The following is a 23815-nucleotide window of genomic DNA, read 5'->3' as shown; positions in this document are numbered from 1 at the left end:
TTCTTTCCAGTCTTCTCAGGCGCCTGCCGGCCGATGCCGCCACGCGCGTCTTCGTTCAGGCCGCTGCCGTATCGATGAACGGCTCGATCGCGGTGCCATCCGGCATTCGGCCGATGCGTTCGATTTCCCACTCCAGCCGGATGCCGGAGGTGGCGAGAACGCGCGCCCTGACGGTCTCGCCGAGGCGTTCGACATCGGCGGCGGTCGCGCCTCCGGTATTGATCAGAAAATTGCAGTGCAGTTCCGAGACCTGTGCCCCGCCGACCTGCAGACCGCGACAGCCGGCGGCATCGACGAGCCGCCAGGCCTTGTCGCCCGGCGGGTTCTTGAAAGTGGAGCCGCCGGTGCGGCTCTTGACCGGCTGCGTCGCCTCGCGGGATGCGGTGATCGCGTCCATCTCGGCGAGGATCACGTCCTTGTCTCCCGGCGTGCCGCTGAACGTGACTTCGGTGAAGATGAAGTCAGGCGGCACGGCGGTGTGGCGGTAGGAAAAGCCCATGTCGGCGGCGCTCAGAACATGGAGGCGGCCGGCGCGGTCGAGCGCGCGGGCGGACACGAACCGGTCCTTCACCTCGCCGCCATAGGCGCCGGCGTTCATCTTGAGTGCGCCGCCGATGGCGCCCGGAATGCCGCGCAGGAACGCGAGCCCGGCAAGCGAGGCATCGGCCGCGGCACGCGCGACCTTGACGTCGGCTGCGCCGGCACCGGCGCGAATGTTGTCTCCGTCCACCGCGATCATCCCGAACGGCCGGGCGGACAGGCGGATCACCACGCCGGGCACGCCGCCGTCGCGCACCAGCACGTTCGAGGCGAGGCCGAGGACCGTCACCGGCACGTCGGCCGGCAGGGCGGCGAGCCCGACGGCAAGGTCGGCTTCGTCGGCCGGCACGAACAGAACGTCCGCCGGTCCGCCAGTGCGGAACCAGGTGAAGTTCGCGAGCGGGGCGTCGGGCGTCAGCGTGCCGCGCAGCGGGGTTGCCGCTACCGACTGCATCGCCGCGATGAGGCCCTGTCCGTCCATCACGCCTCCGGCTTTCCGTCGAGGGCTTCGAGTTCCTTCGGCAGCGCGTAGGCCCACTGCGTGATGGAACCGGCACCGAGGCAGACGACGATGTCGCCCGGCTGCACCTTGCCGCGCACGAGGCCTGCGAGATCGGCGTGGGAGGGCAGGGCGACGGCATCGCGATGGCCGCTGGTGCGCAGCCCCTGCACGAGGGCATCGCGGTCGATGCCAGGGATGGGCGCCTCGCCGGCCGCATAGACGTCGGCGACGATCACCGTCTCCGCGTCGTTGAAGCAGGTGCAGAAATCGGCGAACAGGCTCTGCAGCCGCGAATAGCGGTGCGGCTGGACCACGGCGACCACGCGTCCCCGCGTCGCTTCCCGCGCCGCCTTCAGCACCGCCCTGATCTCCACGGGGTGATGGCCGTAGTCGTCGAAGATGTCGACGCCATTCCATGTGCCGGTATGGGTGAAGCGCCGCTTCACACCCGCAAATCCGGCAAGGCCATGGCGGATCTCGTCCGACGCAATGCCGAGACGGTCGGCGACCGCGATGGCGGCCGTCGCGTTCGAAACATTGTGCCGGCCGAGCACAGGCAGCGCGATGTCCGCGATGGTCTTCGTCGCGCCTGTCACGCGGTCATGGATGGTGACGGAGAAGGTCGAGCCGCGCGCGCCCATCTCGACATTGTGGCACCGCACGTCGGCCTGCGGGTTGAAGCCGTAGGTGATGATGCGTCGGTCCTCGATCTCGCGCACGAGGCTCTGCACCTCAGGATGATCGAGGCACATCACGGCGAAGCCGTAGAACGGAACGTTCTCCACGAACTGCTCGAACGCCGCGCGCACCTTCTCGAAGGTGCCGTAGTGGTCGAGGTGTTCCGGGTCGATATTGGTGACGACGGCGATGTCGGCCGGCAGCTTGAGGAAGGTGCCGTCGGATTCGTCCGCCTCCGCCACCAGCCACTCGCCGCCGCCGAGGCGCGCGTTGGTGCCGTAGGCGTTGATGATGCCGCCGTTGATGACGGTCGGATCGAGCCCGCCGGCATCGAGCAACGTCGCGACCAGCGACGTGGTGGTGGTCTTGCCATGGGTGCCGGCGATGGCGACAGACTGCTTGAGCCGCATCAGCTCGGCCAGCATCTCCGCGCGGCGCACGACGGGCAGCAGCCGTAGGCGGGCAGCAACGAGTTCGGGATTGTCGCGCTTCACGGCGGAGGAGACGACGATCACGGTCGCCTGGCCCAGATTGGCCGCGTCGTGGCCGACCGCGACGGGAATGCCCTTCTCGCGCAGGCGCGCCACGTTGGCGCTCTCCGAGATGTCCGAGCCCTGCACCGGGTAGCCGAGATTGTGCAGCACCTCGGCGATGCCGCTCATGCCGATGCCGCCGATGCCGACGAAATGAACAGGGCCGATGTCGCGCGGCATCTTCATGGGATTCTAGCTCCGTTCGGGCGCCGGCGGGCGGTTTCCTCGACGAGATCGGCGAGGCGCGCCACGGCATCCGGCATCGCGATCCCGCGGGCAGCGGCAGCCGCCTCGGCGAGGCGTCCGGGCGCGCCGGCAAGGGTTGAGATTTCGCGCGCGAGCCGGTCCGGATCGGCGGAGAGGTCGCCCTGCGGTATCGGCCATGCGGCGCCGACACCGGCGAGCACGGCGGCGTTCACGGCCTGGTCCTGGTCGCGGGCATGGGGCAGCGGCACGAGGATCGAAGGCCGGCCGATCACCGAAAGCTCGGCGACGCTGGAGGCGCCCGAGCGGCACACCACGAGGTGGCTAGCGGCGATGCGGGCCGGAAGATCGGTGAAGAACGGGGCGATCTCGGCTGCGATGCCCATGGCGGCATAGGCGGCCGTCACGCGCCCGATGTCCTCGGGCCGCACCTGCTGGGTGAGGCGGATGCGGGCGCGGAGCACCGGGTCGAGACGTTCCAGCGCCGGCGGCACGAGGTCGGCGAACACGCGCGCGCCCTGGCTGCCGCCGAAGACGAGCAGGTTGAACGCGCCGTCCGAAGTCGGAGCCGAGTAGGGCACCGCAGCGGCGGCAATGACCGCAGGGCGCACCGGGTTTCCGGTCAGCACCAGCTTCGATGCCCACGCCTCGGTGCCCTTCGGCGAAGCGAAGCCGGTGGCGATGCGCGTCGCGCGCTTTGCGAGGATGCGGTTGCCCCAGCCGATCACGGCGTTCTGCTCGTGCAGGATGGTCGGTACGCCGCGCACGCTCGCCGCGAACAGCGGCGGCACGGTCGGGTAGCCGCCGAAGCCCACGGCCACCGCCGGCTTCACCGCGCCGATCACCTTCAGCGACTGCAGGAAGCCGAGGCCGAGCCCGGCGGCGGTCTTCGCCAGCGCGAGCGGCGAGCGACCCGTCACGGTCGCGGCCGACACGATGTGCACCTTCCGGGCCGGGAACGCGGTGCCGTACTTGTCGGCGCGTTCGTCGGTGACGAGGTCGATCGTCCAGCCCCGTGCGGTCAGCGCGTGGGCCAGCGACTCCGCCGGGAAGAGGTGGCCGCCGGTTCCCCCGGCGGCGAGCAGCACCGTGCCCTTGGCCGCGTCGATCATGCCGTGCGCTCCCGCCGGGTCATGACGATCGGACGGAACGGCGCATCGATGCGTGGGCGGCGCCGCGTCAGGGCCAGCACGAAACCCATTTCGAGCGCGATGGCGACCAGCGAGGAACCGCCGTAGGAGATGAAGGGCAGGGTCATGCCCTTGGCCGGCATCAGGTGCAGGTTCACCGCCATGTTGATGGAGGCCTGGACGCCGAACAGGATGACGAGGCCGGACGTTGCGAGCCGCACGAACGGGTCGGGCTCGTCGCGGGCGTGGCGGAGGCCGCGCAGGATGATGAAACCGAACAGCGACACCAGCAGCATGCAGGCGAGGATGCCGAACTCCTCGGCGGTCACCGCGAACACGAAGTCGGTGTGGGCGTCGGGCAGGATCTGCTTCATGCTGCCCTCGCCGGGACCGACGCCGAACCAGCCGCCGGCGGCGAAGGAATCCATCGCCGTATCCACCTGGAAGGTGTCGCCGGATCCGGGATCGAGGAAGCGGTTGATGCGGCCCGCGACGTGGGGAAACACGAAATAGGCGCCCGCAAGGCCGCTCGCGCCGAGCGCCGCCAGCACGACCGTGAAGATCCACGGCAGGCCGGCGAGGAAGATCATCGCGCACCACGTGATCGACAAGAGCATCGCCTGACCGAGGTCGGGCTGCGCCACCACGGGGGCGAGCGTCATCGCCAGAAGGAAGGCGGCGATGGCCTTTCCGGGCAGGCCGGTGCGCTTGGCGCCTTCCGAAAGCGCGAATGCGATCAGGATCACGAATGCCGGCTTCAGAAACTCCGTCGGCTGCACCGACATGCCGGCGAGGTTGAGCCAGCGCCGCGAGCCCTTGACCTCGGCGCCAAAGAACAGCGTCGCGATGGTGAGCAGAAGCATCACGCCGTAGAGCATGAAGGCGGTCGAACGCACCTGCTTCGGCGTCAGCATCGAGATCGCGACGAGCGTGAAGGCGGCCGGAACGGCGAAGAACGCCTGCCTCTGCACGAAATGGTAGGTGCCGGCGCCGATGCGCTCGGCGACCGCGGGGCTTGCCGCGAACGAAAGCACCACGCCGCTCGCCAGCAGGAACAGGAGCGTGAACAGCAGGTAGCGGTCAATGGTCCACCACCATTCCGATACCCGGCTTCGGTCGACGCGCGAGACCATCAGGCACCTCCCATTTCGATGCCGGCGAGGCCGGAAACCAGCGTGCGGAACACGTCGCCGCGCTGTTCGAAGCTCTTGAACTGGTCGAACGAGGCGCATGCCGGCGAAAGCAGTACGACCGGCTCGGCAGCTCCATCCCCGGCGGCATCGCGGGCCGCGGCGGCGACCGCCGCATCCAGCGTCCCGTTCAATTCGAACGGCACGCGACCCTCGAGGGTGGCTGCGAAGTCTGCGGCGGCCTCGCCGATCAGGTAGGATTTAGCGATCCGGCCGAAGAACGGCGCGAGGTCGGCGATGCCGCCTGCCTTCGGAACGCCGCCGGCGATCCAGTAGATCCGCTCGAAGCTCGCCAGCGCCTTCGCGGTCGAATCCGCGTTGGTCGCCTTGGAATCGTTGATGAAAAGCACCTTGCCGCGCCGACCAACCGTTTCCAGTCTGTGGGCGAGGCCGGGAAACGTCTTCAGGCCGTCGGCGACGACATCCGCGGCAAGACCGGCCGCCCGCACCGCTGCGATGGCGGCGGCGGCGTTCTGCGCATTGTGGACGCCGCGGAGCGAGCCGATTCCGGCGAGCGGATACCGCGCCCGCGCCTCGCCGTCGCGCAGTTCCACGATGGCTTCGCCGTCGAAGCGATAGCTGAGGCCATGGCCGCCGAGATCGCGCGTCGCCGAGATGGCGATGGTGGAGCCACCGGGTTCGCGTCCGGCACGGGTAAGGTTCGCGAGGAAGCGGCCCTCCTCTTCGTCCACGCCGATGACGGAGACGCGCGGTCGCCCGACCTCGAACAGCCGGCGCTTGGCGGCGAAATAGCCACCGCGGCCGCCGTGACGGTCGTAGTGATCCGGCGTGAGGTTGAGGAACACCGCGATGTCGGGTGAAAGCTGGCGCGCCTGGTCGATCTGATAGGAGGAAAGCTCCAGCACCACCACGTCGCCCGGCGCCGGCATGTCGAGGTCGAACACCGGCACGCCGATATTGCCGCCCATCTGCACCGCGCGGCCCGAGGATGCGACGAGGTGCCGGGTGAGCGCCGTCGTGGTCGACTTGCCGTTGGTGCCGGTGATGGCGATCACGGTGGCGCCGGAATGGGCGATGGCGGCGAAGAACAGGCCGATCTCGTTGTCGACCGGCACGCCTTCGCCCCAGGCGCGCTCGATCACCCGATGCGGCTTCGGATAGATGTGCGCGGCGCCGGGGCTCGCGACCAGAAGATCGAGAGCGGGCCACGGGCCTGTCGCGAGGTCGGTCTGGACCGCCCCGACGATACCGAGGCGCTCGACGGCACCTTCGTCGTCATCGTGCACATAGACTTCGGCCCCGCCGGCCGCTGCGGCGGCTGCGACGGAACGGCCGGCCCGGCCGAGGCCGAGCACGCCGATCTTCGCGCCCTTGAGGGAAACGAGCGGGATCATCCGGCCGTCCTCACCGCAGCTTCAGAGTGGAGAGCCCGATCAGGGCGAGCACCATGGCGATGATCCAGAAGCGGATCACGACCTGGGGCTCCGTCCAGCCGAGCTGCTCGAAATGGTGGTGGATCGGCGCCATCCGGAACACGCGCCGGCCGGTGGTCTTGAACGAGATCACCTGGATGATGACGGAGAGCGCCTCGATCACGAACAGGCCGCCGATGATGACGAGCACCACCTCATGCTTCGCCGCCACCGCGATGGCGCCGAGCATGCCGCCGAGGGCGAGCGAGCCGGTGTCTCCCATGAAGATCGCGGCCGGCGGAGCGTTGAACCACAGGAAACCGATGCCGGCCCCGATCATCGCCGCGCACAGCACCGCAAGCTCGCCGACGCCGCTGACGAAGTGGATCTGCAGATAGTCGGCGAACACCACGTTGCCGGCGAGGTAGGTGATGACGCCGAAGGAGCCGGCCGCGATCATCACCGGCACGATGGCGAGGCCGTCGAGCCCGTCCGTCAGGTTCACGGCATTGCCGGCGCCGACGATCACCAGAATGGCGAACGGCGCGAAGAACCAGCCGAGATTGATGATCACGTCCTTGAAGAACGGCACCGCGAGGGATGTCGCGAGGTGCGGGGCGGCGAGATGGCTCATCACCACGGCGGCCGTGCCGGCGATCAGCGCCTCGATCAGCAGGCGCACCTTGCCGGAGAAGCCCTTGTGGCTCTGCTTCGTCACCTTGAGATAGTCGTCGTAGAACCCGATCATCCCGAAGCCGAGTGTGACGAGCAGCACCACCCACAGATAGGGGTTGGTGAGGTTGCCCCAGAGCAGCGTCGAGACGACGAGGCCCGAGAGGATCATCAGCCCGCCCATGGTCGGCGTGCCCCGCTTGGCGAGGTGGCTCTGGGGGCCGTCGGTGCGGATCGGCTGGCCCTTGCCCTGCCGCACCCGGAGCGAGGCGATGATCGCCGGCCCGAACAGGAACACGAACAGGAGGCCCGTCATCATCGCCGCGACCGTGCGGAAGGTGATGTAGCGGAACACGTTCAGGAACGAGGCGTGTCCGCTGAAATCGGCGAGGAAATAGAGCATCCTCTTTTCAAACCCCCGAACCGACCGCGGTCCCGCCCGCGAATCGGGTGCAAAGATGGGCGACGACCGGTCCGAGCCGGCTGCCGTTGGAAGCCTTGATCATGAGGACGTCGCCCGGCGCGAGGTCGGCCTCGATGGCCGGTTCGAGTTCGGCGGCGGTCTCGGCACGGGCGCCGCGCAATGAGGCGGGCAAGGCGTCGTAGAGCGAGGCCATCAGCGGTCCGGCGCAATGGACGCGGTCGATCCCGGCGGCCTCAATGTCCGCGGCCAGCGCAGCATGCAGCGCCGGGCCGTCGGCACCGAGCTCGCGCATGTCGCCGAGGACCGCGATCCGCCGCCCTCCCGGACCGACGGGTGCGAGCGCCAGCACCTCGAAGGCGGCGCGCATCGACGTCGGATTGGCGTTGTAGCTTTCGTCGATCAGCATCGCGGTGCCGCCGGCAAGCTGCAGCACGTGGCGTTTGCCGCGGCCGACGGGCGCCGAAAATCCGCCGAGCGCGCCGAGGGCAACCTCGAGATCGGCGCCGACGGCATCCACCGCTGCCGCGATCGCAAGGCTGTTCATCACAAGATGACGGCCGGGAGCGCCGAGCTCATAGGCGAGCCGCCGGCCGAAGAGCTCGATCTCGACTTCCGAGCGATCCGCTTCGAGACGGACGTCGACGAGACGCACGTCGGCAGCGGCATCGGTACCGAAGCCGACGATCCGCGCGCCGACGGCCCTCGCCGCGGCCGCCAGCCGGTCGAAATGGCGGTTGTCACGGTTGAGGACGGCGGTGCCGCCCGGCTCGAGGCCGAGGAAGATCTCGGCCTTGGCGTCGGCGATGGCCTCTTCGGATGAAAAGAACGCGGCATGTGCGGCGGCGATCGTGGTCACGATCGCGACGTGCGGGCGCACGAGCCTGACCAGCGGCGCGATCTCGCCCGGTGCGCTCATGCCGATCTCGAACACGCCGAAATCGGTGTCGGTCGGCATCCGGGCGAGCGACAGCGGCACGCCCCAGTGGTTGTTGAAGGACGCGGCCGAGGCATGGGTGGAGCCGCAGGCCGAAAGCGCGCGGCGCATCGCCTCCTTGGTGCCGGTCTTGCCGACGCTGCCGGTGATGGCCACGATCTTGGCCGCCGATCGCCGCCGGGCCGCGGCGGCGAGGTCGCGCAAGGCTGCCAGCACGTCCGGCACCACCAGCTTGGTGCCGGCATCGGCGAAGGAAGACAACCGTTCGGCGGCGACCACAGCGATCGATGCGCCGCTCGCAAGCGCTGCGGTGACGTAGTCGTGGCCGTCCAGTCGCTCGCCGGTGATCGCGAAGAACGCGTCCCCTGGCTGCAGGGTGCGCGTATCGATGGAAAGCCCGGTGACGACACCGTCGCCGGCCGGCACCAGCCGGCCGCCGGTGGCATCGACCATGGCGTCAAAGGTCCACAACGCGGTCATCGGGCGGTCTCCGGCGAGGAAGGGGCCGCGTGTGCGGCGAGTGCACGAAGCACCGCTTCATGGTCGGAAAACGGCAACACGGTTCCGCCGACGATCTGGCCGGTTTCGTGGCCCTTGCCGGCGACGACGAGCACATCGTCTGCGCCGAGCATGGCGACGCCGGCGGCGATCGCCTTGTCCCGATCACCGATCTCGATGGCACCGGGCGCGGCCGCCAGGATGGCGCGGCGGATGTCCGCAGGTTCCTCGCTGCGCGGGTTGTCGTCGGTGACGATGACCGTGTCGGCGAGGCGGGACGCGATGGCCCCCATCAGCGGCCGCTTGCCCCGGTCCCGGTCTCCGCCCGCGCCGAACACGACGACCAGACGGCCGGGCGTGATCGGCCGCAGCGTGGTCAGCACGGCTTCGAGGGCATCGGGCTTGTGGGCATAGTCGACGAACACCGGCGCACCTTCGGCCGTGCGGCCGACGAGATCGAGGCGGCCTGGCGCGCCTTCCAGCCCCGCAAGCGCATCGAGCGCAACGGCGGGCGTGATCCCGACAGCGATGGCGAGGCCGGCGGCGGTCAGCGCGTTCGCGATCTGGAAATCGCCGAGAAGGGGCAGGAACGCGGTGTGGACGCCGTCGGCGGATTCGATCGTCAGCCGCTGGCCCGTTCCTTCGGGTGTCGCGGAAACGAGGCGAAGCGTCTCGCCGTTCGCCCCGACGGTGACGAGCGGCAGGCCCCGCTCGCGGGCGGAGGCGACCACCTCGCGGCCGCCCGGCGCGTCGGGGTCGACCACGACGGGCGCGCCTTCCGGCAGCAGTTCGCGGAACAGGCGCAGCTTGGCGGCGAGATAGTCCTCGACCGTCGGATGATAGTCCATGTGGTCGCGGCCGAGATTGGTGAAGGCGGCAGCCGTCAGTTCGACGCCGTCGAGCCGGCGCTGGTCGAGCCCGTGGCTGGAGGCCTCCATCGCCACATGGGTGATGCCCTCGCGGGCAAGCCGGGCGAGATCGGCGTGGAGCGTCACCGGATCCGGCGTCGTCAGGCTGCCGTAGACCTTGGATGCGGCGGTGACGATGCCGAGTGTGCCGAGGCTCGCAGCCGGATGGCCGGCGGCTTCGAAGATCTGGCGGGTAAAGGCGGCGACCGAGGTCTTGCCGGCCGTTCCGGTCACCGCGACGATGGTCTCCGGCTGCGGTGCGTTAAGCCGCGCGGCCATCAGCGCGAGACGGCGACGGGGATCGGCATCGCGCAGCACCGGCACGCCGAGGTCCGGCGGCACCGTCGATTCCAGCCCGACGAGCACGGCCGGCGAGCCGGCCTTCACCGCGGTCGCGGCGAAGGCGGCACCGTCGGCATGCGTGCCCGGCAAGCCGGCGAACAGCACGCCCGGCCCGGCCTTGCGGCTGTCCGCCGTCAGACCCGCGACAGCGACGCCGCCTTCGGCGGGGCTGGAGACGAGATCCGGGGCGAGGTCGGCGAGGCGCATGATGTCGGTCGGCTTTCAGTAAGGTTAACGGCGGCTGTCGGGTCAAACCCGGCTGCGGTTTTTTGGGCCGGCAGCCGGGGCGGTCTTCGTTGGATCAGTCGTTTCCGGCGAGCGTCTTCATTCCGGCCATGGCCCCTGCCTGGGTCATCGGCCCGGAAGCCAGGATCTGCTCGGCCGGCATGTCGACGCCCGGCTGGATGCCGAGCATCGGCATGATGCGGCGCAGGATGTTGGCGGCGAGCGGCACGGCATTGGCGCCGGAGGACCGTCCCGCGCCCGGCGTCTCCGGACGGGGGTCGTCGATGGTGGCCAGCAGCAGATAGCGCGGGTGGTCCATCGGGAACGCCGCCATGAACGAGTTGACGTTCTGGTCCTTGGAGTAGCGCCCGCCGATCACCTTCTCGGCGGTGCCGGTCTTGCCGCCGACGTCGAAGCCCGGGATGTTCGCGCGCCGGCCCGAGCCCTTCTCCGCATTGAGACGGAACAGGTAGCGCATCATGTCGCTGGTATGCGGCTGGACGATTCGAACCGCGATCTTGTCGGCCTCTTCCTTGGTGCGGGGGAAGAAGGTCGGCGGAATGTAGCGGCCGCCGTTCATCAGCGCGGCGCCGGCGGAGGCGGCCTGCATCGGGCTCACGGAAATGCCGTGGCCGAACGCCGTGGTGGCGACGGTGATGTCCTTCCAGCTGCGCGGCACGATCGGTGCGCCCACCTCCGGCAGGTCGGTCTTCAGCTTCTGAAGAAAGCCGAAGCGGCCGAAATATTCCTTCATCGCGCCGCCGCCGATGGAGAGTGCGATGCGGCCGGTGCCGATGTTGGACGAGTAGATGAAGATCTCGGGAACGGTGAGCGGGCGATGCTTGCCGTGGAAATCGTGAATCGCGAAGCGGCCGATCCTCAACGGCACGGAGGCGTCGAACACCGAGTTCACACTGATCTTGCCGACATCGAAGGCCGCGGCGATCGTGAAGGTCTTGAACACCGAGCCGAGTTCGTAAACACCGGCGGTCGCCCGGTTCATCTTGTTCTTTTCGAGCGCCTCGACCGGATCGTTCGAATCGAAGTCCGGGACGGAGCTCATGGCGATCACTTCGCCGGTCTCGACGTCGAGGACGATGCCGATGGCCGCTTCGGCGCGATAGCGCTCGACCGCCTGCACGAGTTCGTCGCGCACCGCGTGCTGGATGCGCAGGTCGATGGAGGTCTTGACCGGCTCGAGATTGCGGGTCTGGGCGAAGCCGAGCGCGTGCAGGTCCGCGAGGCCCTGGCCGTCGACTTCCTTCTCCAAACCCGCGATGCCCTGGTTGTCGACGTTCACGCCGCCGAGGATGTGGGCCGCGACGTTGCCGCCGGGATAGAAGCGCCGGTTCTCCTGAAGGAAGCCGATGCCGGGAATGCCGAGATCGTAGATCTGCCGCTGACGGGCCGGCGAAAGCTCGCGCTTCAGCCAGATGAACCCTGCCTTGGAGGCGAGGCGGTTGCGCGTGGAGGCATCGCCGAGTTCCGGAAGCACGCTCGAAAGCAGCTCCGAGGCCTCGTCGGCGTCCAGCACCTTGCGCGGCTCGGCAAACAGCGACACCGAGCGGATGTCGGTCGCGAGGATTTCGCCGTTGCGGTCGACGATGTCGGGGCGGGCGGCGGCGACGGCATCCTGCGCCGAACGCCAGGCGGTCGCGGCATGGTCCGGCGCCAGCGCGAGCTGGCCCAGCCGACCGACGAACACGACGAACAGCAGCGAAAAGCCGAGCATCGCCAGTCCGATGCGGCCACGGGTGGAGTCCTGCGCGGTCTTGCCGAGGCGCCGGATATTGGGAAGCATGGCGCCGGAGGTCATGGTCAGGCTCATCGCGCGCGCCTCACTCTGTCGCCGACAGCGGATTGCCGCCGTCTTCTTCTTCGGTGTCGTCCTGGGCCGCCGCAGCGGGATCGTTCGGCACGGCGCCGATCGAGCCCGTCACCAGCGCGTCGATGGCGTCGCGGTGGACGGGGGCAGGGTTGGCTGCCATCTGGCCGCCCGCGGTCTGTCCGCCGGACGCGCGCGCCTGGGCACCGTGGCTCGCGCCTTCCGCGGGGATCTCCGGCTCGGGCGGCCGTTCCGGAATGTCGGCGAGCGTGCCGATCTGCTTCGGATCGAGGAACTGGAGGTGCAGCACGTCGCCGTAGCGCATGGCGATGCCCTGCAGCCGCGAGGGCTGGTCGAGCAGCGCCCATTCGGCCTTGAGGTCGGCGATCTTCTCGTGCTCGCGAGCGATCTCGCGCTTCAACTTCGCCAATTGGGAAGCGGCGTGCGCGCTGTCGCGCTTCTCCTCGAACGCGAAGGCGGCGACCACGATGGTGGCGAGCGCGAGAAGGACGCTGAGAAGGCGGCCATAAGGGAAACGACGCATCATCGCTCAGCCTCCCGTGCCGATGATCACGGATGGCACGCCGAAGGCGTCGGGATCGACCGGGCGTGCCGGTGCGCCCGTGCGCTCGGCCGCGCGCAGCTTTGCCGAGCGGGCGCGGGGATTGGCCGCGACTTCCTCGGACGAGGGAGCGACGACGCCACGCACGGCGACGCGGAAGGTCGCCGGCGGCACCTCGGCCTCGGGCAGGTGGCGCGATCCGCCGGCCCGCTCGCGCGTGCGATCGGCCAGGAAGCGCTTCACGATGCGGTCTTCCAGGCTGTGGAAGGCCACCACCACCAGCCGTCCGCCGGCCGCGAGGATGCGTTCGGCCGCGCCCAGCGCTTCGACGAGTTCGTCGAGTTCGCGGTTGACGGCGATGCGCAGCGCCTGGAACGTGCGGGTGGCCGGATGAATGCCGTCGCCGGATTTCGGCACCACGCGTTCCACCAGCCGCGCGAGGTCGGCGGTGCGCGAGAACGGCAGCTCCTTGCGGCGCTCCACGATCGCACGGGCGACCGCACGGGCGCGCCGCTCCTCGCCATAGAGCCCGATGATGCGGGTCAGCGTGCCGATGTCGGCATCGTTCACGAGATCGGCGGCGCTCATGCCGTCCTGGGACATCCGCATGTCGAGCGGACCGTCCCCGCGGAACGAAAAGCCGCGTTCGGCCTCGTCGAGCTGCATCGAGGAAACGCCGACGTCGAGCACCACGCCGTCGACGGTCGTCCGCCGGCCCGCAAGGACAGCCCGGGCGTGTTCGTCGAGCGCGGAAAAGCGGCCGTGGACGAGGGTCAGGCGTCCGCCGGATGCGGCTTCGACCGCGCGACCGGCCGCGACGGCGTGGGGGTCGCGGTCGATCGCGATCACCTCGGCTCCGGCGGCGAGAATGGCACGGCTGTAGCCGCCGGCACCGAACGTGCCGTCGATCACCACGCGTCCCTCGAGCGGGGCGAGCGCAGCCACCACCTCGTTGAGCATCACGGGCCGGTGGCGCGCATCGGCGGAGGGAAGGGAAGAGGGGGCCGCGGGAGCGCCGGTCGTCATGAGCGTTCTCCTGCTGCTGCGGCGCCGGACTGGAACATCGCCAGCGCGCGGCGCATGGCTTCGGCACGGTGGGCTGCGAAGCGCTCCGGCTCCCAGATCTGGAACTTGAAACCCTGGCCGACGAACACGAGTTCGCTGGTGATGCCGGCATGGGTCTTGATGGATTCACTCAAGGTGACGCGTCCCTCGGCGTCGATCTTCAGGACTTCACTGATGCCGAACAGCGCGGTCGCGACGAAATCGTGCTCGGCCGTCAGCGATTGAAAACCGCCGAGCCGCCGTTCGATCTCGGCAATGAGCTGGTTTCCGCCCGCATCCACCGCTGGCTGATGCGGCGAGGGAAAGCAGTAGAGCCCCTCGAACCCATCCCGTCCCAGCACGGCGCGAAACGGCGCGGGGACGGAAACCCGCCCCTTGGCGTCGAGCCGCATCGTGAAGTGGGACACGTATCCGTGCATCGCCTCACCTGCCCGGCCAACAACACGCCAATAGATCGCGTTGCGACGCGGGACCGACCGGGGAACGCCGGAGACCCTCGGCAAAGGACGCAACAAGAACGAAATTCGGCGCGGGCGGTGTGGCGAAATCAGTCCGATACCGAGCGCTGAAGGTCCGCCCGACCGCCTCGATCCGATGGATTTTGGGATAGCATGGGAGGTCATGGGCGTCAATGGACCGATATGGATTCCACCGCCACGCGGCGACCTCAAGCACGTATCACGAACAAGGTTGAAACCGCGTAAATCCATGCCCTTGTGGTCGAAACCTCGGGCAGGTCCAGATGTTGTGTGCATGGGCGGATCGAACGCACGCGAACGCCGCCGGCGGGGCGTCCGGCCCGGCGCAGGGTGGGGAAATGTTCGCGGAATGAACCGAGAAAGGAGAGAGTGCCAGCCGGCCTGTAAGCCGGGTTCTGTAAGGCGGGCCCATGGGACCCGCGCGACGGCCATTCATCTGGGACGCCCGTTGCCGGACGCCTCTCGCGACCTACCCGGGCGGCTGGCCCGGAAACGGGCTGGGGTCGCCCCCGCGCCGCCCCTATTCGGTCTTGCTCCCGGTGGGGTTTACCGTGCCGTCCCCGTTGCCGGGTCCGCGGTGGGCTCTTACCCCACCCTTTCACCCTTACCCGCGCATGCGCGGGCGGTTTGCTTTCTGTGGCACTTTCCCTGAGGTCGCCCTCGCCGGGCGTTACCCGGCACCGTGTTTCCGTGGAGCCCGGACTTTCCTCCCCGGCGACCTTTCGGTCCCTGCCGGAGCGGCCGTCCGGCCGGCTGGCGCCATCCGCTTAAAGCAAAAGCGCGCCGGAGGGAAATCCGGCGCGCGCGAAGGGGCATGAAAATGTGTCGTCCGGGCACCTGCCCGGCAAACGGGCGTCGTCTTACGGCTTCGGCGCGGCCTTCGCGGCCAGAAGGTCGCGGATCTCGGTCAGCAGCACGACCTCGCTGCTGGGCGGCGGCGGCGGCGCGGCCTTCTTCTCGCCCTCCGCGATCGCGCGCATCTTGTTGATGCCCTTGACGACGACGAAGAGCGCCACCGCCACGATCGCGAACTTCACCACGGCATTGAGGAACAGCCCGATGTTCAGCGTCACGGCACCGGCGGCCTGGGCGGCAGCGAGGCTCACATAGGGCCCGGGCGGCGTGCCGTCGCGGAGCGTGACGAACATGTTGGTGAAATCGACGCCGCCGAGCGCAAGCCCGATCGGCGGCATCAGGATGTCCTGCACGAGCGACGAGACGATAGCCCCGAACACGCCGCCGATGATCACGCCGATGGCGAGATCGAGCATGTTGCCCTTGATGGCGAAATCGCGGAATTCCTTCAGAATGCTGCTCATCGTCGACCTCTTCTGCGGGTTCCGTGGTGCCGGGCGTTGCCGCCCCGCGTGATATTGTGAGGGCCGGCTCGCCGGCTGTCCACCTGAGGCGGCCCGCCTGACGCTCTCCGCCTGAACTCATGGACAGCGTGCGGGCGATATGGTCCGATTGCGGATCAAGTCAGAACGCAATGTCCGCGAACGGACATGCAACCTTCGGCTGCCGATGGTCCTTAGGGACGATCATGTCACTCGGCACCCGGAGCGGGAGGGCACACGCGCTGTCATGCTCCAGGTCTCGATCATCCTGGTCGTCATCGTCGGCTATATCGGGCTCCTGTTCACCGTCGCGAGCTACGGGGACCGGCAGGCGGCGCGCGGGCACGGCCGGGCCGCACGCGGCACGGGCCGCAGCTCGATCTACGCGCTGTCGCTCGCCGTCTATTGTACGTCCTGGACCTTTCTTGGTTCCGTCGGCCTCTCATCGACCAGCGGATTGTCGTTCCTGACGATCTATATCGGCCCGGCGCTGCTGTTCACCGTCGGCCGTCCGCTGCTCGCCCGCGTGATCTACCTCGCCAAGCTCGAACGCATCACGTCCGTCGCGGACTTCGTGGCCGCGCGCTACGGCAAGAGCCAGGTGGTGGCGGCCGTCGTGACGCTGATCGCGGTGGTCGGCTCGATCCCCTATCTGGCTCTCCAGCTCAAGGCCGTCTCGATTTCCGTCGAGACGCTCGTCGCCCATCTGGGCGGGCCTGAGATGGCGGCCGCCGGCGCCGGAGCGGCCCGGTTCGGCGACATCTCGCTCCTGGTCGCGCTCGCCATGGCGGCGTTCTCCATCCTGTTCGGCACCCGCCATGCCGATGCGACCGAGCATCAGGAAGGCATGATGCTGGCGATCGCCGCCGAGTCGGTCGTCAAGCTCTGCGCCTTCCTCATCGTCGGCACCTATGTCACCTTCGTCATGTTCGGCGGCGCCGGCCCGCTGATCGCCGACCTGATGGCCCATCCCGACATCGCCGCGGTGTTCGCCTCGCCGCCGGACGGCGGTCCCTGGATCGTGCAGCTCGCACTGTCCTTCGTCGCAGCCCTCCTGCTGCCGCGCCAGTTCCACGTCGCCGTGACCGAGAACACAGGACCGGCTGAACTCACCCGCGCCGCCTGGCTGTTCCCGCTTTATCTGCTGGCTATCAACCTCTTCGTCGTGCCGGTGGCGGCCGCGGGCCTGCTGACCTTCGGCGGCAGCGTCGATGCCGATACCTTCGTGCTCGCCCTGCCGCTCTCGACCGGGGCCAACGGTGTGGCGCTGATCGCCTTCGCGGGCGCGCTTTCCGCCGCGACGGCAATGGTCATCGTCGAATCCGTCGCCCTCTCGATCATGATTTCCAACGACCTCATCTTCCCGCTGATGTTGAGCCGTCGCGAGCGGAGGTTCGGGGTGTCGCCAGCGGCAGGCGGCACGGGCGGCAGCGGCGCGGACATGGGGCGCCGGCTTCTTCTCGTCCGCCGCGCGGCCATCGTCGCGGTGATCATGCTCGCCTACGGCTATTATCGGGCGGTCGGCGGTGCTGCGGCGCTCGCGCAGATCGGGCTGCTCGCGTTCGCCGCTGTCGCCCAGATCGCACCGGCCTTCTTCGGCGGCATGGTGTGGCGGCGGGCGACCGCGCGCGGCGCCATCGCCGGCATGGTGTCGGGCTTCGCGCTTTGGACCTACACGCTGCTGTTGCCGAACTTCGTCGCCACGGGCCTGCTGCCGGAGAGCCTCATCACCGATGGTCCGCTCGGCATCTGGCTGCTTCGGCCGCAGGCGCTGTTCTCGTTCACCTTCGATCCGTTCATCCACGGTGTGTTCTGGAGTCTCGCGGTCAACCTCGCCGCCTATATCGCGGTGTCGCTGATGCGCCCGCCGGAGTTGAGCGAGCGGCTGCAGGCCTCCCAGTTCGTGCCCAGCGATCTCGGCCCCGTGCCGAATCTGCGGCTGTGGCGGACCGCGGTCACCGTCAGCGACCTCAAGGCCACCATCGCGCGCTATCTCGGCGAGGCCCGTACCGACGCTGCGTTCGAGGGCCACGAGCGCGGGCGGGGCATCCTGCTGCAGCCGAAAGCAGCGGCCGATGCCGAACTGCTGCGGTTCTCCGAGCGGCTGCTGGCGAGCGCGGTCGGCTCCGCCTCGTCGCGGCTGGTGCTGTCCTCGCTGATCCGGCAGCGCGATCCCGCCGCCAAGCGCGCCTACAAGCTGCTCGACGACGCGACCGCCGCCATCCGGCACAATCGCGACCTGCTGCAGACCGCGCTGGAGCAGGTCCACGAGGGCATCGCGGTGTTCGACAGCGAACTGCGGCTGTCATGCTGGAACCGCCAGTTCCATCGGCTCCTCGACATCCCGCCCGAGATCGTGGAGGTGCGCACGTCGCTGCGGGCGATCCTTCACCAGATCGCCGAGCGCGGCGATCTCCAGTCCAGCGATCCGGCCCAGCGCAGCGCGGAGGCCATCATCGAGACGCGGCTGGCCGATCTCCTGTCCGGCGCCGGCACCACGCTCGAACGCCGGCTCGCCTCTGTCGGCCGCATCGTCGAGATCCATTCGAGCCCGATGCCGGACGGCGGCGTGGTGCTGCTGCTCGCCGACATGACCGACCGCGTGCTCGCCGCGGAAGCCCTGGCGCGCGCCAACGAGACGCTGGAGCGCCGGGTTCGCGAGCGCACCGCCGAACTGGAGCGCCTCAACCGTGAATTGACCCGCGCCAAGGCGGCGGCGGACGAGGCCAATATCGGCAAGACGCGCTTCCTCGCCGCCGCCGGTCACGACATCCTCCAGCCGCTCAACGCCGCCCGGCTCTATGTCTCCACGCTGGTCGAACGGCTTCGCACCTCGGAGCAGGCGCCCCTCGTGGAGAAGATCGAGGCGTCACTGGAATCGGTCGAGGAGATCATCGGCGCGCTTCTCGACATCTCGCAGCTCGATGCCGGTGCGCTGAAGCCGGAGATCACCGCCTTCCGGCTGGAAGACATCTTCTCGACCCTGCGTGTGGAGTTCGAGCCGATCGCCCGTGCCCGGGGGCTCAGGCTCGTCATTGTGCCGACCTCGCTCTCGGTGCGGTCCGACCGGCGGCTGGTGCGCCGGCTTCTCCAGAACTTCGTCTCCAACGCCATCAAATACACCGAGCGCGGAGGCGTCGTGGTCGGGTGCCGGCGCCGGCACGGCCGGGTCGCGATCGAGGTGGTCGACACCGGCATCGGCATTCCCGGGTCGAAGCTGGACGAGGTTTTCAAGGAATTCCGCCGCCTCGATACCGGCCAGGCCGCCGGCCGCACGGTTCACGGCCTCGGTCTCGGCCTCTCGATCGTGGAGCGCATCGGCCGGATGCTCGACCTGCCGATCAGGGTATGGTCCCGGACCGGAAAGGGCTCCCGGTTCGCGGTGGAACTGCCATCCGCGCCGACGCCAGCCCCGGCGCTGCCTGCGGCGCCGCCGGCCGCTCTTCCGGCTGCCTCGCGGGGCCTCGATATTCTCTGCATCGACAATGAGCCTGATATTCTCGACGGCATGACATCCCTCCTCACCGGGTGGGGCCACCGGGTGCTGGCGGTGTCCGGTCTCGAGGCCGCGATCGCCGAGGCCGACGTGCGCGGCTTCGTCCCGGAGGTCATGCTGGTCGACTTCCATCTCGGAGAGGCCAACGGGATCGACGTCATCGCGGCGCTGCGGGCCCGCTGGGGCGCGGCGCTGGGTGCGGTCCTGGTGACGGCAGACCGTTCGGCCGACCTGCGGGCGCGGGCACAGGCGCTCGGCATCGCCATCATCAACAAGCCGGTGAAGCCGGCGCCGCTCAGGGCCGTGCTCGCGCGCCGTGGCCGGCTCGCCACCGCCGCGGAATGAACCCGAGCTTGCCCACCGGTACCGGTCACTGTCCTGGTGCGGCGGATGCGTGCGGCACGCTTCCGTGCTAATTCGCCCTGATCAGATCACTGCCGAATGCGAGAGACATCCATGCCGTCGACCCCTTCCGCGCTGCCTGCCGTCGAGGCGCTGAGCGAAGCCGAGGCCGGCCGCGAGCATGCCGCGCTGGCGGAGGAAATCCGCGGCCACGACCGCGCCTATTATCGCGAGGACGCGCCGACCGTCTCCGACGCGGAATACGACGCGCTTCGGCTGCGCCTGCTGGCGCTGGAACGACGCTTCCCGGCGCTCGCGACGCCTGAAAGCCCGAGCCGTACGGTCGGTGCCGAGCCGGCGGTGGAATTCGGCCAGGTCCGGCACCGCATCCCGATGCTGTCGCTCGACAATGCATTCGCCGATGAGGACGTGGTCGATTTCGAGGCTCGCGTGCGTCGCTTCCTGAGGCTCGCGCCCGAGGACGAACTCATCGTCACCGCCGAACCCAAGATCGACGGGCTTTCGCTGTCGCTGACTTACGTGAATCGCAGGCTGGAGATCGCCGCGACGCGCGGCGACGGCACCACGGGCGAGAACGTCACCGCCAATGCCCGCACCATCGACGACATTCCGGACACCCTGCCGGAGGATGCGCCGGACATCGTGGAAGTCCGCGGCGAGGTCTACATGGCCCATGCCGCTTTCGCGGCACTGAACGCGCGCATGGCCGGAGCCGGCGGCAAGGTGTTCGCCAATCCGCGCAACGCCGCCGCCGGGTCCCTGCGCCAGCTCGATCCGGCGATCACGGCTTCGCGGCCCCTGAAGTTCTTTGCCTATGCCTGGGGCGAGATGAGCCGGGTGCCGGAGACGACCCAGTTCGCCATGGTGCAGCGTTTCGGCGCGTGGGGCTTCCAGGTCAATCCGCGGATGCGGCGATGCTCGACCGTCGCCGAACTCCTCGCCGTCTACCATGAGATTGAGGAGAACCGCGCCAACCTCGGCTATGACATCGACGGCGTGGTCTACAAGGTCGACCGTCTCGATCTTCAGGCGCGGCTCGGCTTCGTGTCCCGCAGCCCGCGCTGGGCCATCGCCCACAAGTTCCCCGCCGAGCAGGCGACGACCGTGCTCGAAGGCATCGAAATCCAGGTCGGCCGCACCGGCGCGCTCACGCCCGTTGCCAAGCTCAGGCCGGTGACCGTGGGCGGCGTCGTCGTCTCCAACGCCACGCTGCACAATGAGGATGAGATCCGCCGCAAGGATGTGAGGGTCGGCGACACGGTGGTGGTTCAGCGCGCCGGCGACGTCATCCCGCAGATCGTGCAGCCGGTGCTCGACAAGCGACCGGCCGACGCGGTGCCGTTCGTCTTCCCGACGACGTGTCCGGTGTGCGGCAGCCACGCGGTGCGAGAGGTCAACCCACGCACCGGCCGCGAGGACGTGGTGCGCCGCTGCACCGGCGGTCTGATCTGCGCGGCGCAGACGGTCGAGCGGCTGAAGCACTTCGCCTCCCGGCATGCCTTCGATATCGAAGGCCTCGGCGACAAGCAGATCGAGGCGTTCCATCGCGACGGCCTCATCAACGGCCCGGCCGACATCTTCACGCTGGAGGCGCGCGATGCGGTCTCGCTGAAGAAGCTCAAGGATCGCGAAGGTTTCGGGCCGACCTCGGTCCGCAACCTGTTCGCGGCCATCGAGGCGCGCCGGAGGATCGCGCTCCACCGTCTGATCTTCGCTCTCGGCATTCGCCATGTCGGCGAGAGCACGGCGAAGCTGCTGGCCGGCGCCTACGGCACCTGGGCGGCGTTCCAGAGCGCTATGGAGGCTGCGGCCGACCACGGTTCGGAAGCCTGGGCGGACCTCAACACCATCGACGGCATTGGCGAGGTGGTCGCGCAGGCAGTGGTGGATTTCTTCGCCGAGGCCCACAATCGCGAGGCGCTGGCGGCATTGCTGGCGCAGATCGAGCCCGAGGCGGCCGAAGCACGCGCGGTGGGCGATTCGCCAATCGCGGGAAAGACCGTGGTGTTCACCGGCTCGCTGGAGCGCATGACCCGTGATGAGGCCAAGGCCCGCGCTGAGGCGATGGGGGCGAAGGTCGCTGGCTCGGTTTCGGCGAAGACGGATCTGGTGGTCGCCGGTCCGGGCGCGGGTTCGAAGCTGAAGAAAGCCGCCGAACTCGGCATCGAGGTGATCGACGAGGACAGCTGGGTCGCAATGGCCGAGAGGGGCTGATCGGCCGGCTGCGGCGCGGGACGGCGCGCTTCGCCGGTCCGGCTTGAAAGGGCGCCCTGCGGCCTTACTGCTGATGTCAGGCTGCATCGGCGCCATGCCGTTGCCCGGATTGGCGTGGCAGAGTTCGCGGCGGAACGTTCGGGCGCCTCCGATCGGCGGCGGCGCCGCGCTCGCACCGGCGGCTTCCGGGGTAGGGGACTGGTTCGGAATGGAACATATGACGCTCTCACATCGCAACGTTCGCCGCCTGCCCGGCGTCGGTGTCCTGCTGCTGGCCGCCGCGCTCGCCGGCACAACGCCGTTTGCAGCTCTTGCCGGGGATGCCGCCCCCGCGCCGGCGTCCGGCGCACCGGCCCCTGCCGCGACGCCGCCCGCTGCCGCCCCGGCTCCGGCGAACCCGGCAGCCCCAAAGCCGGCGAAGGCCCCGGCCGACTATGTCAACGACACGCCTGGCGACCTGCTCGCAGCCATCTACGAACCCTATCTCGACGGCTCGCCGGATAGTCCGGCCGTTTCCGCTTTCGATGCGAGCCGTCGGAAGGCCTATTTCACACCACGGCTTCTGAAGCTGATCGAGGCTCTCGACCGCGGCGGAGCCGCCGAGGGCGGCGTGCTGGGCCGGCTCGGCTTCGATCCGGTCATCGACGGCTTCGACGACGACCTGTCGAACTTCGCCCTGAGTCAGCCGGTCGAGGTCGGCGGCACGGCGATGTCGTCCGCCACCTTCAGCGTCAACGGCATGCCGAGCGAGATCGTCTTCATCATGATCAAGACCGACGGCAAGTGGCGGGTGGACGATATCGAGCGCATCTCGGACGTCGCGCCCTGGTCGCTCTCCTCGCTCCTGTCCGCCGACGGCTGAGATCGGCGGCCTGTCATGACCTCCAGGCTTCCCCGCCGACATAAGCAGTGGGCGTCCGTGCCCGTCGTCCGCGCAGGCCCCGCGTCGGCCTGAATTCGCGCGCGTTCGCAGGCGTGCGGCATGCAGGCGCTTACGATTGGCTCAGCGATGCCGCATGGTCGTCCGAGAGGTCTCGGGGCAGGGGCGATTCGGGCGGGCGTGCCGCCCCTGCGCTGCCGTCGTGCCGGTTAGGGACCCGAGCGGGGTCTCGTGAGACGGACCCTGCCGGGGAGGGCGCATGTCGACGGATGTCTCGACCAAGGTGATGATCGGCATCATCGCCGCCATCATGATCGGCGCCTGCCTGTTTCTCACCCGGTCGTTCCTCGCTCCGGTCGCGTTCGCGTTCTATCTCGTCGCCGTGGTCTGGCCGGTGCAGCGCCGGCTGCAGCGTTGGATGTCGACGGGGTTCGCGGCGGTCGTGACCGTCCTTGTCTCGCTCGCGGTCGTCGGAGCGATGCTGAGCCTGGTGGTCTGGAGCTTCCGCCGCGTCGGCGCGTGGCTTCTTGCCAATATCGGTCGTTTCCAGGCGCTCTATGCCCAGGCCGACGCGTGGTTCGAGGCGCATGGCTTCGTGATGGCCGGCCTGATCACTGAGAATTTCGACGTCCGCTGGCTGCTCAGAGTGTTTCAGGAAGTCTCCGGGCTGCTCCAGAGCCTCAGCAGCTTCCTCGTGGTCATGTTCCTTTTCATGATCCTCGGGCTTCTCGAAGTCGGTGTCTTCCGCAGCCAGCTCGCCGCCTTGCGCCGGTACGATGCCGGCCGTTTCCTCATCGAAGCAGGGGCCGACATGGCCGGCAAGATGCAGACGCACATGCTCGTGCGTTCCGTCGTCAGCCTCGCCACCGGCGCCGTCGTCTGGGCGTTCACGCTCGCCTCCGGGCTGGAACTTGCGCTCGCATGGGGGGTGATTGCGTTCGCGATGAACTACATCCCGTTCATCGGCCCGTTCGTCGCCACCTTGCTGCCCACGCTGTTCGCGCTGATCCAGCTCGAATCCTGGCGGATGGCGCTGTTCGTGTTCCTCAGCCTCAACGTCATCCAGTTCGTCTCGGGCAGCTATCTGGAGCCGCGCATCGCCGGCAAGGCGCTGGCGATCTCGCCCGTGATGGTGCTGCTTGCAATCTTCCTCTGGGGCTTCCTCTGGGGCATTGCCGGCATCCTGCTGGCCGTGCCGTTCCTCATCGCCGCGCTCACGCTGTGCGCTCACGCGCCGTCGCTGCGCTGGGTCGCGGACCTGCTCTCCGGCCAACCGCGTGAAGACACGAGGCCGGATGCGGCGTGATCCTTTCGGGCGTGGCCGATCTTAGAGCATATCCCGTTCAGATCGGATCGATCTGAACGACAAGGATATGCTCAAGCTTTTGAATCTGGAGCGATTTCTTGTCGGTCTGATGATTCCATCAGATCGGAAAGCGCT

The 23815-nt window shown here is 68.8% G+C and carries 17 protein-coding genes and 1 other RNA gene; 4 read left to right on the top strand and 14 right to left on the bottom strand.

What is annotated here, in order from left to right; translation table 11 throughout:
- Nucleotides 1-55: 55 nt before the first annotated feature.
- The 14 genes from murB to mscL all read right to left on the bottom strand — a co-directional run bounded on the left by murB (nt 56) and on the right by mscL (nt 15394).
- Nucleotides 56-1021, bottom strand: coding sequence for a UDP-N-acetylmuramate dehydrogenase (murB, locus tag BUF17_RS06230; RefSeq protein WP_073626649.1), 966 nt, complete (start codon nt 1019-1021; stop codon nt 56-58).
- A complete protein-coding gene (gene murC, locus BUF17_RS06225; protein WP_073626647.1) occupies nt 1021-2439 on the bottom strand; it encodes a UDP-N-acetylmuramate--L-alanine ligase in 1419 nt (472 codons plus the stop codon). Before murC ends, murB begins: the two co-directional genes overlap by 1 nt.
- Nucleotides 2436-3569: a UDP-N-acetylglucosamine--N-acetylmuramyl-(pentapeptide) pyrophosphoryl-undecaprenol N-acetylglucosamine transferase gene (locus BUF17_RS06220; protein ID WP_073626645.1), complete on the bottom strand. Its 1134-nt coding sequence runs from the start codon at nt 3567-3569 to the stop codon at nt 2436-2438. Before BUF17_RS06220 ends, murC begins: the two co-directional genes overlap by 4 nt.
- Entirely contained in the window at nt 3566-4720 is a 1155-nt protein-coding gene (locus tag BUF17_RS06215; RefSeq protein ID WP_073626643.1) for an FtsW/RodA/SpoVE family cell cycle protein, read from the bottom strand. Before BUF17_RS06215 ends, BUF17_RS06220 begins: the two co-directional genes overlap by 4 nt.
- A complete protein-coding gene (gene murD / locus BUF17_RS06210) occupies nt 4720-6132 on the bottom strand; it encodes a UDP-N-acetylmuramoyl-L-alanine--D-glutamate ligase (RefSeq protein WP_073626641.1) in 1413 nt (470 codons plus the stop codon). The genes BUF17_RS06215 and murD overlap by 1 nt, the downstream gene beginning before the upstream one ends.
- A gap of 10 nt (nt 6133-6142) precedes the next feature.
- Nucleotides 6143-7225 carry a phospho-N-acetylmuramoyl-pentapeptide-transferase gene (gene mraY, locus BUF17_RS06205; protein ID WP_073626639.1) on the bottom strand — a complete coding sequence of 361 codons (1083 nt, stop codon included), beginning with the start codon at nt 7223-7225 and terminating at the stop codon, nt 6143-6145.
- Nucleotides 7226-7232: 7 nt separating this feature from the next.
- Complete coding sequence (locus BUF17_RS06200; RefSeq protein WP_073626637.1) at nt 7233-8660, bottom strand: UDP-N-acetylmuramoylalanyl-D-glutamyl-2,6-diaminopimelate--D-alanyl-D-alanine ligase; 1428 nt, start codon at nt 8658-8660, stop codon at nt 7233-7235.
- Nucleotides 8657-10135 carry a UDP-N-acetylmuramoyl-L-alanyl-D-glutamate--2,6-diaminopimelate ligase gene (locus BUF17_RS06195; protein ID WP_073626635.1) on the bottom strand — a complete coding sequence of 493 codons (1479 nt, stop codon included), beginning with the start codon at nt 10133-10135 and terminating at the stop codon, nt 8657-8659. Before BUF17_RS06195 ends, BUF17_RS06200 begins: the two co-directional genes overlap by 4 nt.
- Before the next feature lie 94 nt (nt 10136-10229).
- The gene (locus BUF17_RS06190) at nt 10230-11981 is read right to left on the bottom strand and encodes a peptidoglycan D,D-transpeptidase FtsI family protein (RefSeq protein WP_073626633.1); all 1752 of its coding nucleotides are present in this window, start codon (nt 11979-11981) and stop codon (nt 10230-10232) included.
- A gap of 10 nt (nt 11982-11991) precedes the next feature.
- Entirely contained in the window at nt 11992-12525 is a 534-nt protein-coding gene (gene ftsL, locus BUF17_RS06185) for a cell division protein FtsL (RefSeq protein WP_073626632.1), read from the bottom strand.
- Between the two features lie 3 nt (nt 12526-12528).
- Nucleotides 12529-13566 carry a 16S rRNA (cytosine(1402)-N(4))-methyltransferase RsmH gene (gene rsmH / locus BUF17_RS06180; RefSeq protein ID WP_073626630.1) on the bottom strand — a complete coding sequence of 346 codons (1038 nt, stop codon included), beginning with the start codon at nt 13564-13566 and terminating at the stop codon, nt 12529-12531.
- Nucleotides 13563-14024 (bottom strand): division/cell wall cluster transcriptional repressor MraZ, encoded by a 462-nt coding sequence (locus tag BUF17_RS06175; protein WP_073626628.1) that lies wholly within the window; start codon nt 14022-14024, stop codon nt 13563-13565. The genes rsmH and BUF17_RS06175 overlap by 4 nt, the downstream gene beginning before the upstream one ends.
- A gap of 428 nt (nt 14025-14452) precedes the next feature.
- Nucleotides 14453-14841, bottom strand: an RNA gene (gene rnpB / locus BUF17_RS06170) — RNase P RNA component class A.
- Nucleotides 14842-14944: 103 nt separating this feature from the next.
- Nucleotides 14945-15394, bottom strand: coding sequence for a large conductance mechanosensitive channel protein MscL (gene mscL / locus BUF17_RS06165; RefSeq protein ID WP_073627206.1), 450 nt, complete (start codon nt 15392-15394; stop codon nt 14945-14947).
- Between the two features lie 274 nt (nt 15395-15668).
- On the opposite strand from mscL, the gene BUF17_RS06160 reads away from it, so the two are divergent.
- The 4 genes from BUF17_RS06160 to BUF17_RS06145 all read left to right on the top strand — a co-directional run bounded on the left by BUF17_RS06160 (nt 15669) and on the right by BUF17_RS06145 (nt 23680).
- Nucleotides 15669-19262, top strand: coding sequence for a NahK/ErcS family hybrid sensor histidine kinase/response regulator (locus BUF17_RS06160; RefSeq protein ID WP_073626626.1), 3594 nt, complete (start codon nt 15669-15671; stop codon nt 19260-19262).
- Between the two features lie 111 nt (nt 19263-19373).
- Entirely contained in the window at nt 19374-21494 is a 2121-nt protein-coding gene (gene ligA, locus BUF17_RS06155) for an NAD-dependent DNA ligase LigA (protein WP_073626624.1), read from the top strand.
- A gap of 217 nt (nt 21495-21711) precedes the next feature.
- Nucleotides 21712-22356: a hypothetical protein gene (locus tag BUF17_RS06150; protein ID WP_073626622.1), complete on the top strand. Its 645-nt coding sequence runs from the start codon at nt 21712-21714 to the stop codon at nt 22354-22356.
- Nucleotides 22357-22633: 277 nt separating this feature from the next.
- Complete coding sequence (locus BUF17_RS06145; RefSeq protein ID WP_073626619.1) at nt 22634-23680, top strand: AI-2E family transporter; 1047 nt, start codon at nt 22634-22636, stop codon at nt 23678-23680.
- Nucleotides 23681-23815: the final 135 nt, after the last annotated feature.

It is taken from the genome of Pseudoxanthobacter soli DSM 19599, from assembly GCF_900148505.1.
Classification (GTDB): domain Bacteria; phylum Pseudomonadota; class Alphaproteobacteria; order Rhizobiales; family Segnochrobactraceae; genus Pseudoxanthobacter; species Pseudoxanthobacter soli.
Note: the sequence above shows the minus strand (reverse complement) of the source record. Positions and strands in the feature narration are given on the sequence as shown.